14 protein-coding genes are annotated in these 16,296 nt (G+C 72.3%); 7 read left to right on the plus strand and 7 right to left on the minus strand.

The features are described 5' to 3' along the window. Positions 1-87: 87 nt before the first annotated feature. From pepN to ABT015_RS14310, 5 genes are all read right to left on the minus strand, one after another. Complete coding sequence (gene pepN / locus ABT015_RS14290; protein WP_350879253.1) at positions 88-2,577, minus strand: aminopeptidase N; 2,490 nt, start codon at positions 2,575-2,577, stop codon at positions 88-90. Positions 2,578-2,910: 333 nt separating this feature from the next. Next, on the minus strand, positions 2,911-4,107 hold the full coding sequence (locus tag ABT015_RS14295) for an ABC transporter permease (RefSeq protein ID WP_350879254.1): 1,197 nt from the start codon (positions 4,105-4,107) through the stop codon (positions 2,911-2,913). Continuing rightward, positions 4,104-4,814: an ABC transporter ATP-binding protein gene (locus ABT015_RS14300; RefSeq protein WP_350879255.1), complete on the minus strand. Its 711-nt coding sequence runs from the start codon at positions 4,812-4,814 to the stop codon at positions 4,104-4,106. Before ABT015_RS14300 ends, ABT015_RS14295 begins: the two co-directional genes overlap by 4 nt. Beyond that, the gene (locus ABT015_RS14305; protein ID WP_350879256.1) at positions 4,811-5,902 is read right to left on the minus strand and encodes an efflux RND transporter periplasmic adaptor subunit; all 1,092 of its coding nucleotides are present in this window, start codon (positions 5,900-5,902) and stop codon (positions 4,811-4,813) included. Before ABT015_RS14305 ends, ABT015_RS14300 begins: the two co-directional genes overlap by 4 nt. Further along, a complete protein-coding gene (locus ABT015_RS14310; protein WP_350879258.1) occupies positions 5,892-6,383 on the minus strand; it encodes a hypothetical protein in 492 nt (163 codons plus the stop codon). The genes ABT015_RS14305 and ABT015_RS14310 overlap by 11 nt, the downstream gene beginning before the upstream one ends. Before the next feature lie 154 nt (positions 6,384-6,537). Here ABT015_RS14310 and ABT015_RS14315 point away from each other — a divergent pair, with 154 nt between their 5' ends. The 3 genes from ABT015_RS14315 to ABT015_RS14325 all read left to right on the plus strand — a co-directional run bounded on the left by ABT015_RS14315 (position 6,538) and on the right by ABT015_RS14325 (position 9,833). Continuing rightward, positions 6,538-7,203: a response regulator transcription factor gene (locus ABT015_RS14315; RefSeq protein WP_350879259.1), complete on the plus strand. Its 666-nt coding sequence runs from the start codon at positions 6,538-6,540 to the stop codon at positions 7,201-7,203. Next, on the plus strand, positions 7,200-8,474 hold the full coding sequence (locus tag ABT015_RS14320) for a sensor histidine kinase (RefSeq protein ID WP_502897312.1): 1,275 nt from the start codon (positions 7,200-7,202) through the stop codon (positions 8,472-8,474). Before ABT015_RS14315 ends, ABT015_RS14320 begins: the two co-directional genes overlap by 4 nt. A 75-nt stretch (positions 8,475-8,549) precedes the next feature. Then, entirely contained in the window at positions 8,550-9,833 is a 1,284-nt protein-coding gene (locus ABT015_RS14325) for a metal-dependent hydrolase family protein (protein WP_350879260.1), read from the plus strand. 336 nt (positions 9,834-10,169) lie between these two features. On the opposite strand, the gene ABT015_RS14330 is transcribed toward ABT015_RS14325, so the two are convergent. Together ABT015_RS14330 and ABT015_RS14335 are read right to left on the minus strand one after the other, a co-directional pair. Beyond that, the gene (locus ABT015_RS14330; RefSeq protein ID WP_350879261.1) at positions 10,170-10,544 is read right to left on the minus strand and encodes an aggregation-promoting factor C-terminal-like domain-containing protein; all 375 of its coding nucleotides are present in this window, start codon (positions 10,542-10,544) and stop codon (positions 10,170-10,172) included. A gap of 769 nt (positions 10,545-11,313) precedes the next feature. Next, positions 11,314-11,805: a signal peptide protein gene (locus tag ABT015_RS14335; RefSeq protein WP_350879262.1), complete on the minus strand. Its 492-nt coding sequence runs from the start codon at positions 11,803-11,805 to the stop codon at positions 11,314-11,316. A 420-nt stretch (positions 11,806-12,225) separates the two neighbouring features. On the opposite strand from ABT015_RS14335, the gene ABT015_RS14340 reads away from it, so the two are divergent. The 4 genes from ABT015_RS14340 to ABT015_RS14355 all read left to right on the plus strand — a co-directional run bounded on the left by ABT015_RS14340 (position 12,226) and on the right by ABT015_RS14355 (position 16,218). Next, on the plus strand, positions 12,226-13,995 hold the full coding sequence (locus tag ABT015_RS14340; RefSeq protein WP_350879263.1) for an MOSC domain-containing protein: 1,770 nt from the start codon (positions 12,226-12,228) through the stop codon (positions 13,993-13,995). Between the two features lie 239 nt (positions 13,996-14,234). Continuing rightward, a complete protein-coding gene (locus tag ABT015_RS14345) occupies positions 14,235-14,930 on the plus strand; it encodes a type 1 glutamine amidotransferase domain-containing protein (protein ID WP_350879264.1) in 696 nt (231 codons plus the stop codon). 79 nt (positions 14,931-15,009) lie between these two features. After that, a complete protein-coding gene (locus ABT015_RS14350) occupies positions 15,010-15,396 on the plus strand; it encodes a nuclear transport factor 2 family protein (RefSeq protein ID WP_350879265.1) in 387 nt (128 codons plus the stop codon). 414 nt (positions 15,397-15,810) lie between these two features. Further along, entirely contained in the window at positions 15,811-16,218 is a 408-nt protein-coding gene (locus ABT015_RS14355; protein ID WP_350879266.1) for a hypothetical protein, read from the plus strand. The last annotated feature ends 78 nt before the right edge of the window (positions 16,219-16,296 follow it).

The raw sequence follows: 16,296 nt of genomic DNA on the forward strand, positions 1-16,296 counted from the left end.
GGCGCCGGATCGGGTTCGGTTCCCGACCCGGCGCCGGCGCCGGCTCCAGCTCCGACTCCGACTCCGACGGCGGCCGTCGCCCCGCTGCTACCGCTCGGTCAGCGCCCGCGCCCGGACGGCGCGGCGCAGTGTGTCCAGCTGGTCCACCAGTCCGCGCCGGGTCGCCGCGGTGAGGTCCGGGTCGGCCAGGCAGGCCTCGGCCGCCCGCACCGTCTGCTCGGTGGCGGCGAAGGCCGGGAAGCCCGCCGTGGCGAGCACCCGGGCCAGTGCGGGGCCGCGGCGGCCGGCGGCCGGCCCCAGCTCCTTGAAGTAGCGCGCGGTCAGCTCCTCCAGCAGCTCGGCCTGCTCGGGCTGCCACAGGCCCCGGGCGGTGGCGATGGCCAGGTAGTTGGAGAGCTCGCCGTGGAACAGCGCCTGCCAGGCGGTCTCCTTGGCCGCGGGGGCGGGCAGCGCGGCGCGGCAGCGGGCGGCGCCCTCCTGGCTGGTGCTGCTGGGGTCCGCGGCGAGTTCGGCGGCGATCTCCGGCTCACCCGCCGCGCCGAGCACGCACAGCCGCAGCAGCAACTGCCAGCGCAGGTCCGGGTCGAGCACCGGACCGCCGGGTACCGTGCCGGCCGCCAGCCAGTCGCGCAGCTCGGCGGCCTGCTCCTCGCCGTCGGCGGTGGCGATCACGCCGCGCACGGCCACCAGGCGCAGACCGGTGCGGCCCGGCTCGCCCTCGGTGCGCCGCAGCAGGGTGCGGCAGACCTGCGCCAGTCCGGCCAGTGCCTCCGGGCGCCCGGACGGCGGCACCGCGCAGTCCACCACGAACTCGCGGGCGAAGGCGAGCACCGCGTCCACCAGGTGCACCGAGGTCTCGCCGGGCAGGTGGTCGGCGACCAGCCGCAGGTACTCGCCGGGCGCCAACTCCCCGTCGCGCACCTGGTCGCGGCCGGCGCTCCAGAGCACCGCGCGGGCCAACTCCTCGGGTACGGCACCGAGCGAGGAGCGCACGGCCTGCCAGGATCCGGGGTCGAGGCGGATCTTGGCGAAGGTGAGGTCGGTGTCGTTGAGCAGGGTCAGCTCGGCACCGGCCGGCCGCGTGACCGTGGCATCGGCCGCCAGGTCGACCGGCACGCGGCCGGCCTGCTCCAGGGCTCCCTCGGCGGTGCGCCGGTAGTGGGCCACGGTCAGTCGGTGCGGGCGCAGCGTGCCGTCGGCCGAGGTCTGCTCGATCCGGCCGTCGGTCAGCCGCAGGGTGTCCACGCCGGTGGTGCGCAGCCAGCGGTCGGCCCAGCCGTGGACGTCGCGGCCGCTCGTCGCCGCCAGGGCCCGGAGCAGGTCGTCGAGGGTGGCGTTGCCGAAGGCGTGCTCGTCGAAGTAGTCGTTGACGCCGGCCAGGAAGGCCTCCTCGCCGAGCCAGGCGACCAGCTGGCGCAGTGCGGCGGCGCCCTTGGCGTAGGAGATGCCGTCGAAGTTCTGCAGCGCCTGGGCGGTGTCGTCCACCGTGCCGGGCGCCACCGGGTGGGTGGAGGGGCGCTGGTCGGCGTCGTAGCCCCAGGTCTTGCGGTCGGCGGCGAAGCCGGTCCAGGCGCTGGTGAAGCGGGTGGAGGAGGCGGTGACGCTGTAGGCCATGTACTCGGCGAAGGACTCGTTCAGCCACAGGTCGTCCCACCACTTCATGGTGACCAGGTCGCCGAACCACATGTGCGCCATCTCGTGGATGACCACCATGGCGCGTTCCTCGCGCTTGGTGTCGGGCACGGCGGACCGGAAGACGAACTCGTCACGCAGGGTGACGCAGCCCGGGTTCTCCATCGCGCCGGCGTTGAACTCCGGTACGAAGCACTGGTCGTAGCTGTCGAAGGGGTACCGGTGCCGGAAGACCCGGTGGTAGTGGTCGAAGCCCTGCCGGGTGATCTCCAGCAGCTCGTCGACGTCGGCGTCCAGGTGGGCGGCGAGCGAGCGGCGGCAGTGCAGGCCGAGCGGGATCCCGTCGTGCTCGGCATGCACCGAGTGCAGCGGGCCGGCCACCACGGAGACCAGGTAGCTGCTGATCGCCGGGGTGGGCGCGAACTCCCAGCGGCCGGGCGAGACCTGGCGGCCCAGGCTGTTGCCGACCACGGTCCACTGCTGCGGCGCGGTGACGGACACCGTGTACCGCGCCTTGAGGTCGGGCTGGTCGAAGGACGCGAACACCCGCGGGCCGTCGTCGAGGAAGGACTGGGTGTAGACGTAGTCCTCGCCGTCGGCGGGGTCCGTGAAGCGGTGCATGCCCTCGCCGGTGTGCGAATAGGCCATGTCGGCCTCGACGGTGAGCTCGTTGTCGGCCGCCAGGCCGGTCAGCGGGAAGCGCCCGGCCCGCAGGGCGGCGACGTCCAGTTCGCGGCCGTTCAGCACCACCCAGTGCAGGGCGGCCGGCTTGACGTCCAGGAACGTCCCGGCGCCCGGGGCGGCACAGCCGAAGCGGATCACCGTGGTGGAGCCGAACAGCTCCTGTCCGTGGGTCAGGTCGAGGTCGACGTGGACGGTGTGGACGTCGAGCAGCCGGTGGCGCTCGACGGCCTCGGCGCGAGTGAGTACTGAGGTATCGGACACAGGGGCCATGCTGCTCTATCCAAGGGACGAACGGTACGGGCTTTTCGGCTCCGGGCTTCGTGACATCCGGCCACGGCGCCCGCGCGAAAGCCGTTTCCGCACCGGCTCCGCTGATCAGGATGGCCACAGGATGAGGTGGACGTGGTCGGCGAGCCCGAACTGGTCCGCGAGCCGGGTGAAGGCGTCCTGTTGCCATGCCGGTGCTTTCGCCTCCTCCGAACTGGTGGCCGCAGCTTGACTCGTCAGCCACGTGAGATGTCTTCCACCCCGTTCGCGCCCGCTGCGGCCTGGCGGGTGGGGCGCTCCAGAGAGCGCCCCACGCCGTGCCGGCGCCTAGCCCGCGTGGAGGGCGAGGGTCGGGGAGAGCCGGGAGGCCCGGACGGCCGGGTAGAGGCCTGCGACCGTGCCGATGAGCAGGGTGGCGGCGAAGCCTCCGGTGACGGCCCACAAGGGGACCACCCAGGGCAGGCCGCCCGAGGCGGCGAAGGCGTAGGTGGCGGCCGCGCCCAGGGCCACGCCGGCCAGCCCGCCCAGTCCGGAGAGCAGGAGGGACTCCGTCACGAACTGGAGGCGGATCTGGCCCCTGGTGGCGCCCAGGGAGCGGCGCAGTCCGATCTCGTGGCGTCTCTCCAGCACTGAGATGATCATCGTGTTGGCGACCCCGACGCCGCCGACCAGGAGTGCCACCCCGCCCAGTCCGAGCAGGAGGTCGGTGAACGCCCCCTCGGTGGCGGCCTTGGCCTGGAGTGCCGAGGAGGGGTCGGTGACCTGCACGTTGTGCGGGTTCTGCGGGTCGACGGTGCGGGGGATCAGTGCGCGGACCGCGCCGACCGTCTGGTCCGTCGACCGTTCGTAGATCTGGGTCGGGTGGCCGTCGAAGCCCAGCAGCGCGCCGGCGCCGTCCCAGCCGACCAGGGCGGCCCGTTCGATCTCGGGAGCCAGCGGCAGCGGGTCGAGGATGCCGATGACGGTGAAGTACTGGCCGCCGATGTAGACCTGCTGGCCGGGGGCGGTGATGCCCAGGCGCTGGGCCGCGACGTGTCCGAGCACCGTCGACGGGTAGCGCCCGTTGGCCTCGTTGAGCCAGGTGCCCGAGCCGACCGCGCCGCGCACGACGTCCAGCAGTCCTTCGGTGGCGGCCTTCGCGGTGATGCCGCCGGTTTCCTCCTTGGGGATCTTCTCACTGCGTCTGACGGACTGCGCCAGGTCCCCGGTCGCGCCGACCTGCTCGACCCCGGGGACGCGGCTCAGCATGCCGGTCGACTCCTCGGGCAGCTTCACCTTCTCGCCGAACAGCCCCTGCCCGGGGGATGCCACCAGCAGGTTGGTGCCCAGCTGGTCGAGCTGCCTCAGGAGTTGCGCCTTGCTGGAGGAGGAGATGCCGACCACCGCGATCATGGTGGCGATGCCGATGGCGATGCCCAGCGCGGACAGCACCACCCGCAGCGGCCGGGTGCGCAGGCCGGCCGAGCCGACGTGGAGGACGTCCCGGGGGCCGAGCCGGGCCGGGGCCAGCCGTGTGCGGCTCATCGCTCCCCACCCCGATCGGCCGGGGCGCCGGCGCCGGTGCGCAGATCCGCCACGACGCGGCCGTCGCGGATGCGGACCTGGCGTGGCAGGCTGTCGGCGATCTCGCCGTCGTGGGTGATCACCGCGATGGTGGCACCCTCGGCGTTGAGGTCGTACAGCAGCTCCATCACCGCTTCGCTCGACGCGGAGTCCAGTGCACCGGTCGGTTCGTCGGCCAGCAGCAGGTCCGGCTCGCCGACCACCGCCCGGGCGATGGCCACCCGCTGGCGCTGGCCGCCCGACAGCTCGTGCGGCCGGTGGTGCATGCGGTCCGCGAGCCCGACCCGCTCCAGGGCCAGGGCCGCGCGCCTGCGGCGCTGGGCGCGCGGCAGGCCCGAGTAGAGCAGGCCCTCGGCGACGTTGTCCCGGGCGCTGACCCCGGCCACCAGGTGGAAGGACTGGAAGACGAAGCCGATGTGCCGGGCGCGCAGGGCGGAGAGCCGACGGTCGGAGAGGGCGGCGACGTCGTGGCCCGCCAGGGTGACGGATCCGGCGCTGGGCCGGTCCAGGGTGCCGACGATGTGCAGCAGGGTGGACTTGCCCGACCCCGAGGGGCCGACGATGGCGAGCAGTTCGCCGCGTTCGACGCGCAGGTCCACCCCGTGCAGCGCCGTGACCCCTCCCGGGTACTCCTTGGTGACCTGGTTCAGCTCGACCACCGCGCTCATGACTTGGGCACCCCGACCTTCATTCCCTCGGACAGGCCGCTCCCGCCGACCTCGACCCGGCCCTGTCCGAACATGCCGAGCTCGACCGGGACTTCGCGCACCTTCCCGTTCTCCACGATCTGGATGCCGAAGCCGCCGCCGGACAGCGCGAGCAGTGCGTTGACCGGTACGGTCAGCACGTCCTTGTGGACCTCTCCTTCGAGCTCGACGGTGACGGGCGCCTGGTCGAAGCCGTCCGCCTGCCCCGGGTCGTCGAAGACCACCCGGGCGGTGATCTTGGCGGGCTTGTCCGGGGAGCCCTGCTCCTTGCCGTCCTCACCGATGGTGCGGTCGACGGAGGCGACCTTGCCCTTGGCCCTGCCGCCGCCGGGCAGGTCGACCTCGACCCGGGTGCCGGGCTTGGCGAGGTCGGCCTGGGAGACCTCGATCTTGATCTGAACCTGCCGTTCGGAGCCGGTGGCGGTGAGGACCGGCTTGCCGGGAGCGGCCTGGTCGCCGACGGCCGCGTCGTTCTTCTTGATCCGCACCGCAGCGGGCGAGAAGGCGATCTGCTCGGGGCCGATCTCGCCGCTCTGGGCCAGGCCGTGGGCCTTCTGCCAGCGCTTGACCGCGTCCGCCGTACCGGCGGTGAACTTCTCGTCCGCGGCCAGCCCCTTGCCGTAGCCCAGGTCGCGGAGGTTCTCCTTCAGCTGTCTGACGTCCGGACCCTCGTCTCCGGCCTTCAGCGTCCGGTACATCGGGCGCTCGCCGTACATGAGCCGGACCTTCCGGCCGTCGACCTCGTAGAGGACCCCGTCGCGTTTCACCACCGCGCCGGCCTCCGGGAGCCAGGTGAGGGTGCCCGGTACACCGGCGTTGATCCGGCGCTCCTCCGCGTAGCCGAGGACCCCGTCCACCCGGGTCCGGCTGCTCAGGTCCTGCCGTTCCACCGAGCCCGTGCTCGGCGGCAGCCCGTCCGTGCGTGCCACGCCGGCGTTGCCGCTGCCTCCGGCCTGCGAGAGGGCCGTGACCCCGCCCGCCAGCGTGACCGAGGTGGCCAGCACGGCGATCAGGTACGTACGGCGGCTGCGCCCGCGCTCACTGCGCATTCTGACCACTGCACGCCTTGTTCGCCTGGTCGAACCTGTCCTTCTCGGCGCCCTCCGGGACCTTCATCGCCGATCCCGACATCGCCGAGTCGCCGTCGAACTTCGGATCCGGCATGTCCACACCGTTACCGCGCATGCACCGGGCGAATTCGAGGGCCTTGTCCTTGTCGGCCTGGGACATCTTCGCGCCGCCCGAGCCACCGGCTCCCCCGCAGGCCTTGAGGGCTTCCGCCATCTTGTCCTGGCCGCCCTCCAGGACCATGGCCCGCGGGTCCTGGCCCGGCTCGGGCTCCTTCACCTGGGCGCCGTGTTCGCGCAGGCACTTACGGTGCTCGTAGGCCTGGTCCGCCGCCGCGCCCTTGCCCGACGAGTCCGAGCCGCCGCCCCCGCCGGAGCCCGTGCCGCCCGCGCCACAGGCCGTGGCGAACAGCGCGATCCCCGCCACCAGCGCGGCCGCCGCGCCGTACCTGTGGTTCCGCATGTGGTTCCGCATGGAATTCCTCCGTGTCCGATGACGAGTGGCCGAGCACTTCGACCGCTTCGACCACGCAGAGGCTGGCACGCACCCGCATTTCGCCGCTGTCAGCCGAGACCTTTACGGCGACGAAAGGTGGGTTTCGGGTACACCTGGTGTCATGCGTGTACTGATCGTGGAGGACGAGGAATTCCTGGCGGACATGATCGCCGAGGGATTGCGGCGCGACGCCCTGGCCGTCGACGTCGTGTACAACGGCGCCGACGCGCTGGAGCGGCTGAGGCTCACCGACTACGCCGTGCTCGTGCTCGACCGCGATCTGCCCGGGGCGCACGGCGACGAGGTGTGCCAGAGCGTCGTCGAGCAGCGGCTGCTGACCCGGGTGCTGATGCTCACCGCCTCCGGTACCGTCCGCGACCGCGTCGACGGCCTGGACCTGGGCGCGGACGACTACCTCACCAAGCCGTTCGCCTACGAGGAACTGCTGGCCCGGGTCCTGGCGCTCGGCCGCCGCACCCACCCCGCCCTCCCGCCGGTCATCGAACGTGCGGGCATCACCCTCGACACCGCCCGCCGCCAGGCCTTCCGGGAGGGCCGCTACCTCGCCCTGTCCCGCAAGGAGTTCGGCGTACTGGAGGTGCTGATGCAGGCCGAGGGCGCCGTCGTCTGCGGCGAGGACCTGATCGAGCAGGTGTGGGAGCAGAACATGGGATACCGCACCAACGCGGTGCGGGTCGTCCTCAGCAAGCTCCGCGCCAAGCTCGGCGAGCCCTCGGTCATCGACACCGTGCCCGGCCACGGCTACCGCATCGGCGTCCCGACATGAGGCGCTTCGCCGCAGCCGGCCTGAACCGCCTTCCCCTGCCCGGCCGACCACGCCCGCGTCTGCCGGGCGGGGAACGGGGCCGGCTGACCATGCTCTACGGCGGGCTGCTCGTCCTCGCCGGGGCCATGCTCATGTTCCTGGTCAACTTCCTGGTCCGGGAGGGCCTGTACACCTCGATCAGCACGGCCGTCGCCGTCGAACCGCGACTGGCCACACTGGCGACCCCGGACCCCGCCGCGGCGAAAACCCTCACGGTGGGAACCGCCGCACCCGCGAACGCTCTACCCGGAACCACCTCCGCCGACGGCGGACAGTCCCACTTCCAGGCCGTCAAGGTCGTCACCCAGGCCGCCGAGCAGGCAGCCCAGAACCAGCTGCTGACCGTCTCCCTGATCGCTCTGGCCGCCTTCGCCGTCATCTCGGTGGCGCTCGCCTGGTGGATGTCGGGGCGGGTGCTGCGCCCGGTGGCGGTGATCACCAACACGGCGCGGCGGCTCTCGGGTGAGAACCTGCACGAGCGGATCGCCCTCGACGCACCCCCGGGCGAGCTCAAACAGCTCGCCGACACCTTCGACGCCATGCTCGACCGCATGGAACAACTGGTGGGTGCGCAGCAGCGGTTCGCGGCCAACGCCGCGCACGAGCTGCGGACCCCGCTCGCGGTGCAACGGGCCGCGGCCGAGATCGGGCTGGCCACCGAGGACCCGGCGGCCGTCGCCCGGGTCCGCCGCAAACTGATCGAGGTCTCCGAGAGCAGCGAACGGCTCATCGAGGGCCTGCTGCTGCTGTCCGTCTCCGACCAGAGGCTGGACCGGCGCGAACCGGTCGCACTGGACCAGCTGGCCCGCGCGGTGGCCGCCGAGTGCGCCGCCTCGCAGGAAGCCCGGGAGAACCGCGTCACCGTCCGGACCGACACCGCCCCCGTGTCCGTCGAGGGTGATCCGGTGCTGCTGGCACACCTGGTGCGCAACCTGGTCGGCAACGCCCTGCGCTACAACCACGACGGCGGCCGGGTCGAGGTCGGCGTGCGCGACGGTGTCCTGGAGATCGCCAACACCGGCCCCCAGGTGCCGCCGGAGACCGTCCCCTATCTCTTCGAGCCCTTCCGGCGCCTTCGGGAGCGTCGGCACAGCCCGGGTGAGGGCGCGGGCCTGGGCCTGTCCATCGTCGCCTCCATCGCGCGTGCCCATCACGCCGTCGTCACCGCCGTCCCCGGCGGCGCGGGCGGACTGCGGGTCCGGGTCGAGTTCCCCACGGACGCTGTTCGGTGAACTGGTGGGAGCGTCGCCCCGGCGGATCGGCCTGTCCCGCTGGTCCCGGTCCCGTGACCGGCCGAGGATGGCGGCATGGGTGTCGACGACTCGGGTGCCGGGCTGCTGGTGACGAACGTGCGCGTCTTCGACGGGATCGGGGCGGAGTCGGTGCCGGGGCACGTCCTGGTCCAACGGGACCGGATCGCGGAGGTGGTGCTGGGCCGCCCCCTCCCGCCCGGCCTCCCCGCAGGCGCGACGGTGCTGGACGGCGGAGGCCGCACCCTCCTCCCCGGCCTCACCGACGCGCACGTCCACCTGTTCGCGATCGGCGGCACCATGGCGGAGCTCCAGCTCGCGCCGACCGGCACCCTCCACTACCAGGCCCTGGCCGCGGCCCGCGACATGCTGATGCGCGGCTTCACCACCGTGCGGGACATGGCCGGAGACACCGAACCTCTCCGGCGCGTACTGGACCGCGGGCTGTTCCCGGGCCCACGGATCTACCCGAGCCAGGCGGCCGTCTCCCAGACCGCGGGCCACGGCGACTTCGGGGCGGTCCACGACGCCCCGACCGCCCTGGGCGGGCCACCGGCCCGCACCGAACAGATCGGGTTCACCCGGGTGGCCGACGGACCGGAACGGGTGCTCGCCGCGGTGCGCGAGCAGCTGAAGAAGGGAGCCACCCAGATCAAGCTGATGGCCGGCGGCGGCGTCATCTCCGAGTTCGACCCGCTGGACGTCCTGCAGTTCACCACGGCCGAGCTGGAGGCCGCCGTCGCCGCGGCCTCCGACTGGGGCACCTACGTGACCGTGCACGTCTACACCTCCGAAGGCGTCCGCCGGGCGGTGCGGGCCGGAGCGCGCTGCATCGAGCACGGGCACCTCGCCGACGAGGGCACCATCCGCTACCTCGCGGAGCAGGGCGTGTGGCTGAGCACCCAGCCGTTCGAGGTCGACGACCACCAGTACGCCTCTCCGGACAGCGACCGCAGGAATCGCGAGGTCTGCGAAGGCGTCGCCCGCACCATCGCCTGGGCGGTGAAGCACGGCGTGCGGCTGGCCTTCGGCACCGACCTGGTGCTCGACCCCGGTAAGGCCCACCGGCAGAACGAGATGCTCGTCCGGCTCGGCAGCCACCTCAGCCCGGTCGAGGCCCTGCGGACGGCCACCTCCGGCAACGCCGAGCTGTTCCGCCTGTCCGGCCGCCGAGACCCCTATCGCGCCGCGCCGCTCGGCGTCATCGCGCCGGGAGCATGGGCCGACCTCCTGGTCGTCGACGGCGACCCGACCACCGACCTGTCCGTCCTCGCCGACCCCGAACGCAACCTGCGACTGATCGTCAAGGACGGCGTCGTCCACAAGAACGAGCTCGGCTGACCCGAACATCCGAACCGGCTTCCGCCTGCCCGCGGCTCGGGCGGTCCGTCACGGCCCTGCGGGTCGGTCGAGCGTGCCGGGTGGTTCGCGGCACCGGGTGTGTGGGCGCCGACGCAGGTCGGGCACGACCAGGACGTCAGGCCACCGACGGACGCGACGCCCGGCGATGCGCTGCCGCGCGCCGGGCGGGTGCGCTGCTGCCGATCGGGATGTTTCGAACGGCCTGGAGACGGCACGAGGGCCTGTTCCCGCGCGGATGCGCGGGAACAGGCCCTCGTGGGTCACTCCGGTTGCCCCTGTCCGGCCCCCGGGGTGAGGGGAAGCCGAGTGGTCGGCTTAGTACCAGTGGTTGGCCTGCCAGAAGTTCCAGGCGGCGTTCGGGCTGCCGTAGCGGGTGTTCATGTAGTCCAGCGACCACTTGATCTGGGTGGACGGGTTGGTCTTCCAGTCCGCGCCGGCCGAGGCCATCTTGGAGGCCGGCAGCGCCTGGCCCAGACCGTACGAGCCCGAGCTCGGGTTGGTCGCCGTGACGTTCCAGCCCGACTCGTGGGAGATGATCTGGCTGAACGAGGCCAGCTGGTCCGCCGGCACGATCTGAGCGGCGATGGCCTGCGGGGAGGCATCCGCGGCCGAGGCGACGGCGGGGACCACGGCGGCACCCAGGGCGGTCACACCGGCGGCACCGGCAAGAATCACGGCAGAGGTACGCATGCGGAGCTTGAAAGCGGGCATAGAAAGAAAGACCTCAATCAGTTGAGCCGGTGTCACTCCCCGCCTCGACCGTGGCCGGACAGGGGCCGAACGGTCGCGGGGTGTGACTCGGCGGTAAGCCGTTCACCGGTGGGACAGGAGCCGGTGTGGCTGGCGATGAATGCCAAGTTGCCAGACCGGATCGGCGCTCGCCAAGACCCCCTCGCTACGATCCGCCGTCGTAGCGAAGCGACCGGCACTGGTTCGAGAGGCGGGCCGCCCGGAGCGCGCCGATCCCGCTCTGCCTGCGCAAACACCCCCCAATAACACACCAAATAGTTGCAAAATAGTGCAAAACGGACACCACTATCCGTCGTCGTACACCGCATTCGCATGTGAGCGCACTCACGGCCCCAGCCCCGCCGCCATCACCGACCGGCCCGCCGCCACCACGCCGGGTCACCGCCGATCGGCCGCCAGTGAGACCGCCACCACACCCGGACGGCGCGGGAACGGCACCACACCCGGACGGCGCGGGAACGGCACCACACCCGGCGACGCGGGAACGGCACCACAGGACGTCGCCCCAGCTGTCGGCCCCGTGGTCGGCAGGGCGGCAGTCGGGCCGGGCGCGAAGCCGTCACGGGATCCCGGCCGGCCACCGGGACGCCCGCCCCGTCGGCACACCCCGCTCCGAAGACGTCCCGGCGTCGTTCGTGGCCGTGTGCGAGTCGCCGGGCACCTCGGCGCGGCCCATGCGGCCCCTGCGGCCGGCGAAGCCCCGAGGGTTTCAGGCGTACAGCGCGATCCTGGGCTGGACCGTGCCCGGGCCGGCCTTGACGACGGTGAGCCGGTACCGCTGGGTGAGGGTGTGATGGCTGTGGAGGACCAGTTTCGCCCGGGTGAGGTCGGTGTACAGCGTTCCGGTCTGGCTGGCCAGCCGCACGGTCCTCCAGTGGCCGCCGCTCAGGACCTCCAGCTTGATGTCCGTCGGGGCGAGGAAGGGCCCGTTGTCCGGTGACTCGACGAGGATCTGCGGGGCGACGGTCCGGTCCGCCGACGAGTCGTTGCGGTAGGTGACAGTGATCGGGTGCGCCGCGTGGTCGGACGGCAGCGGCCGGTCGGGCAGGCCGACGAACGACACCGGCGCGGCAGCGGCCACCACCCGCGGGGTGAAGGCCCCCGTGGCGAGCGCCGGCGACGGCATCGTGAACGGCGCGGCCAACACGGCGGCGAGGGCGGTCGGGGCCAGAGCCCGGCGGAGGACCTTCCAGGTGGGCATGGCGTCTCCTTCGGTCGTCGACGGCGCTCCCGGGAAGTTCACCGGCGGCCGGGCGATCACCCGCCCACCGAGCGCATCCACGGCTGGACGGACTGCCGCCGCCGGGCAGCCCGGACCGTACCCATCCACCCTGCACACCAATGGCCCACCGCGCATCCGCACCGGACCGGCGGCCCCGCCCAGGGCCCTCCGAGAGCGGGCACCGCAAGCGGGTTGGTCCACCAGTGCTCGTGGTGGTCGCAGCGCATGTCGTGCTCGTCGTGCTCGTCGTGCTCGGTCGTGGTGGGGTCGGTGGCGGTGTGGGTGGTGGTGTCGCCGTCGCCGCGCCCCGGCGCCGCGCAGGGCTCTTCGGGTGCGGTCGGCGGCCGACCGTACGACGCTGGAGGAACCGGTCTGTCGAGCGCGGGAGGAGCACAGGTCATGGCCGTTCTCATCGCCGTGAACGTCGGCATGCCCAAGGACGTTCCCTGGCAGGGCAGGACCACCCGCACCGGCATCTGGAAGCACCCCGTCGCCGGGCCCGTGATGGCGCGCCGGCTCAACCTGGACGGCGACGGGCAGGGCGACCTCGCCGGGCACGGCGGCGAGCAACGTGCCGTACTGGTGTACCAGTTGAGCTCCTACCGCCATTGGCAGGAGCACCTGAAGCGGGACGACTTCACGTACGGCCAGTTCGGCGAGAACCTCACCGTGGACGGACTCGCCGACGACGAGGTGTGCATCGGTGACCGCTACGGGATCGGCGGTGCGGTCTTCGAGGTCACCCAACCCCGCGTGACGTGCTACCGCGTGGGGTTGCGGCTCGGCGAGCCGCAGATGGCCGCCCTGCTGGTGTCCCATCGCCGCCCGGGCTTCTACATGCGGGTGCTGACCGAAGGGCGGGTGCGGGCCGGCGACGAGATCGTGAAGATCGCCTCGGGCCCCGAGGCGATGACCGTCGCGGAGATCGACGCGCTGCTCTACCTGCCCGGCCACGCCCGGCCGCAGCTCGAACGGGCCCTGCGCATCACCGCGTTGAGCCCCGGCTGGAAAACCTCGCTGAGAGCGCTGCTCGACGACGCGGACCGCGGCTCCGGCGCCGCGGGTGGAAACCGCGGGCTGACCACCAGCAGCCCGCCGCCTGCCTGGCCCGGGTTCCGTCGGCTCGAAGTCTCCCGCATCGAGCCGGAGAGCGCGGGCATCTTCTCGCTCACTCTGGCGGCGGTCGACGGCGAGCCCCTCCCCGCCGCTCTGCCGGGGCAGTTCCTCACGGTCCGCCTGCGGCCGGACCCACAGGCCTCCCCGGTCATCCGCAACTACTCGCTCTCCGGCCGACCGGGCGCCGAAACGTACCGCATCAGTGTCAAGCAGGAGCCGAACGGTGTCGCCAGCACCTACCTGCGCCAGCACGTGAAGGTGGGTGACGTCCTCGATGTCGCCGCGCCGCGCGGCACGTTCCTGCTCGCTGACGCGGACACTCCGGTCCTGCTGCTGTCCGCCGGTGTCGGCGCCACCCCGGTCCTGGCCATGCTGCACGCCCTGGCCGCGGAGCACTCGCAGCGCGCGGTGTGGTGGCTGCACGCGGCCCGGGACGGCGAGAACCACCCGTTCGCCGGCGAAGTGCGCGCACTGCTCGCCCAGCTGCCCGCGGGCCGGTCGTTCGTCTCCTACAGCCGCCCGTCCGACGTCGACCGCCCAGGTGTCGACTACACGGTCAGTGGGCGGTTCAGTCCCGAGCGGATCCGCGGCCTGGAGCCGCCTCCGGACGCCGACGCCTACATCTGCGGGCCGAGCCCGTTCATGCGGGACATGACCGGAGCCCTTCAGGCCTGCGGCCTGCCGTCCTCCCGGATCCACACCGAGGTCTTCGGGGCCACGTCCGCCGTCACCCCCGGTGTGGTGACCGGACCCGCCCGGGCGCCGCACCAGCCGGCCGCTCCTCCCGCCGGCCGCCCGGGACCGTCCGTAGCCTTCGCGCGCAGCGGGCTGATCGTCCCCTGGCACCCTGACTACGGCACGCTGCTCGGACTCGCCGAGGCGTGCGACGTGCCCGTGCGCTGGTCCTGCCGCACCGGAATCTGCCACACCTGCGAGACCGCGCTCCTCTCCGGCCACGTCGAGTACGCCCCGCAGCCCCTGGAGCCCCCCGCCACGGGAAGCGCGCTCATCTGCTGTTCGACGCCCCCGGCCGACGTGGTCCTGGACATGTGACCGGATGTGTCCGGGGCCGGGTGTGTCCGGGGTCGGGTGTGTCCGGGGCGGCGGGCGCCACCACCGACGGCGCGATACGTGTGGCAGAGCGCCGACGGGGCGCCGGGTTGCGCGCGGTCGGCGCAGCTGCCTAGCGTGGTTGCGTGGGGCGAGGGGCGAAAAACCGGTGGGGCGGGTCGGTTGCGTGGGGCATCCCGCCGAACCCACTCCTGGCATGCGTCCGAGAGGGGATTTCTGCCATGGCAAAGGTGCTTTTCATCGTCAGCGGAGCCACCTACTGGGTGTTGAAGGACGGCACGCGGCACGCGACCGGCTACTGGGCCGAGGAGTTCGCGAACCCGTACAAGATCCTCACGGACGCCGGTCACGAGGTCGTCGTCGCGACGCCGAACGGTGTGACGCCGACCGTCGACATGATGAGCCTGCGTCCCGAGATGGTCGGCGGAAACGACAGCGCCCTGGAGCTGGAGGCCATCATCCGTTCCGCGGAGGTGCTGCGTCGACCGCTGCAGCTGTCGGACGTGCGCCTGGAGGACTACGACGCGGTCTACCTGCCCGGCGGTCACGGTCCGATGGCGGACCTGGCGTGGGACGCCGACGTGGGGCGGCTGCTGACCCGGCAACTGGCCTCGGGCAACCCGCTGTTCATCGTCTGCCACGGTCCCGCCGCGATGCTGGCCACCAGGATCCACGGCGAGTCGCCGTTCAAGGGCTACCACATCACCTGCTTCACCGACGAGGAGGAGGACGGCGTGGGACTGGCCTCCAGGGCGCCGTGGCTGCTGGAGACCGACGTGAAGGCGAAGGTCGGGGTCGACTTCAGCCGCGGTCCGGTCTGGGAGCCCTACATGGTCGAGGACCGCAACCTGGTGACCGGACAGAACCCGGCCTCGGCCGCGGTCCTCGGGAACCGGATGCTGGAGATCCTCAAGTGACCAGTCCTGGAGCGATCCCGCCCAGGCACGCGCCCGCGTCGCAGGACATCGGGCACGTGGTGTTCCGAGCGAAAGGGCCATGACGGTGGAAGCGACGGTTGCCCGGGGCCTGCTGGACCGGCACTGGGCCGCATCGAACAGCGGCGACGCGGACGCGGAACACGACATCTACGCCGACGACGTCATCGTCGAGTACCCGCAGTCCGGCGAGGTCATCCGCGGCAGGAGCAACATCCAGGCACTGCGCACCCAGCATCCCGCGGTCCGGACCTTCACCGTGCGCAGGATCCTCGGATCCGGCGACCTCTGGGTGACCGAATTCGTGCTCACCTATGACGGCAAGCCCACGCAGACCGTGAGCATCATGGAGTTCTCGGCAGGACGCGTGGTGAGGGAGACGCAGTACTTCGCCGACCCGTTCGACCCGCCGGCCTGGCGGTCGCAGTGGGTCGAACCCGGGGAGTGATCCGCCACCGGTCTGCGGCCGCGACCTCGAACACGCCCGAACTCGCCGAACTCGCCGAGGCGGTAGCGGGCGACGCGGGCAGCCCCCTCGGGACGCCTGTCAGCGGCGACGGTCACAGTCAGAACCTCGCTGGGGCGGACGGCGGCCAGCTGCTCCGTCGCCTCCCGCTGCCGGGCGTCGGCGGTCAGGCCCCGGCGCAGAGTCCAGGCGGAGTGACTCCGCGACCTGGGTCAACTTCCCTGCCAGTTGGTATTGATGATGTATGGTCAGATCTGTTTTGCAGGTCACGGCGGTGACGCTGCCGGTGGTGCCGCCCCCGGCGTGTCACCCCGGGAAGGACTCCGGGACCGACCGCCGCCCGGCCGGTCCGTCGTCATCGGCGTGACATCGGTGATCGACATGGGGAGGGACATCATGAACGGCAGGATCGTGACTCTGCTCGGCGTACCCGTACTGCTCGCGGGGGCGGTGCTCGGAGCGGCCCCGGCGCACGCCGGTACCGGGGTGCGGGTCGACGGCGCGACCGTTTCCGGTGGCGCCTCGGCGACGGTGAACGTCACCGTCGCGTACTCCTGCGACGCCGGCGGTTTCGTCGCGTCCGCGACCGTGACCGCCGAGGACCGTACGTCCGGCGCCCTTGGCTACGCCCGTTTCACCCCGAACTGCACGGGCGCGAATGTCCAAGTGACCTTCCCGGTCACGACTTTGAACCAGAGCCGCTACGCCGCGGGTGACACGGCGGCCGTCCGGGCCTCGCTGCTCGACGCGACCGACACCGAGGTGGTCGGGACCATCACCCGGCTCACCGTCGGCACCGCGTAGCCGGGCCGACGGCGGGCGGCGGGCCGCACGGGCCGGGGAGCGCTCGTGCGGCCCGCCGCCGCGGTACGGGGTGCGCGG

The organism is Kitasatospora sp. NPDC094016 (assembly GCF_040304045.1).
Taxonomy (GTDB): domain Bacteria; phylum Actinomycetota; class Actinomycetes; order Streptomycetales; family Streptomycetaceae; genus Kitasatospora.

Bases quoted from the DNA above. Each gene is read 5' to 3' on its own strand.
- ABT015_RS14355 (WP_350879266.1), top strand. From the start codon at position 15,811: ATGAACGGCAGGATCGTGACTCTGCTCGGCGTACCCGTACTGCTCGCG.
- ABT015_RS14345 (WP_350879264.1), top strand. From the start codon at position 14,235: ATGGCAAAGGTGCTTTTCATCGTCAGCGGAGCCACCTACTGGGTGTTG.
- ABT015_RS14340 (WP_350879263.1), top strand. From the start codon at position 12,226: ATGGCCGTTCTCATCGCCGTGAACGTCGGCATGCCCAAGGACGTTCCC.
- ABT015_RS14305 (WP_350879256.1), bottom strand. From the start codon at position 5,902: ATGCGCAGTGAGCGCGGGCGCAGCCGCCGTACGTACCTGATCGCCGTG.
- ABT015_RS14315 (WP_350879259.1), top strand. From the start codon at position 6,538: ATGCGTGTACTGATCGTGGAGGACGAGGAATTCCTGGCGGACATGATC.
- ABT015_RS14350 (WP_350879265.1), top strand. From the start codon at position 15,010: ATGACGGTGGAAGCGACGGTTGCCCGGGGCCTGCTGGACCGGCACTGG.
- ABT015_RS14335 (WP_350879262.1), bottom strand. From the start codon at position 11,805: ATGCCCACCTGGAAGGTCCTCCGCCGGGCTCTGGCCCCGACCGCCCTC.
- ABT015_RS14310 (WP_350879258.1), bottom strand. From the start codon at position 6,383: ATGCGGAACCACAGGTACGGCGCGGCGGCCGCGCTGGTGGCGGGGATC.
- ABT015_RS14330 (WP_350879261.1), bottom strand. From the start codon at position 10,544: ATGCGTACCTCTGCCGTGATTCTTGCCGGTGCCGCCGGTGTGACCGCC.
- ABT015_RS14300 (WP_350879255.1), bottom strand. From the start codon at position 4,814: ATGAGCGCGGTGGTCGAGCTGAACCAGGTCACCAAGGAGTACCCGGGA.
- ABT015_RS14325 (WP_350879260.1), top strand. From the start codon at position 8,550: ATGGGTGTCGACGACTCGGGTGCCGGGCTGCTGGTGACGAACGTGCGC.
- ABT015_RS14295 (WP_350879254.1), bottom strand. From the start codon at position 4,107: ATGAGCCGCACACGGCTGGCCCCGGCCCGGCTCGGCCCCCGGGACGTC.
- ABT015_RS14320 (WP_502897312.1), top strand. From the start codon at position 7,200: ATGAGGCGCTTCGCCGCAGCCGGCCTGAACCGCCTTCCCCTGCCCGGC.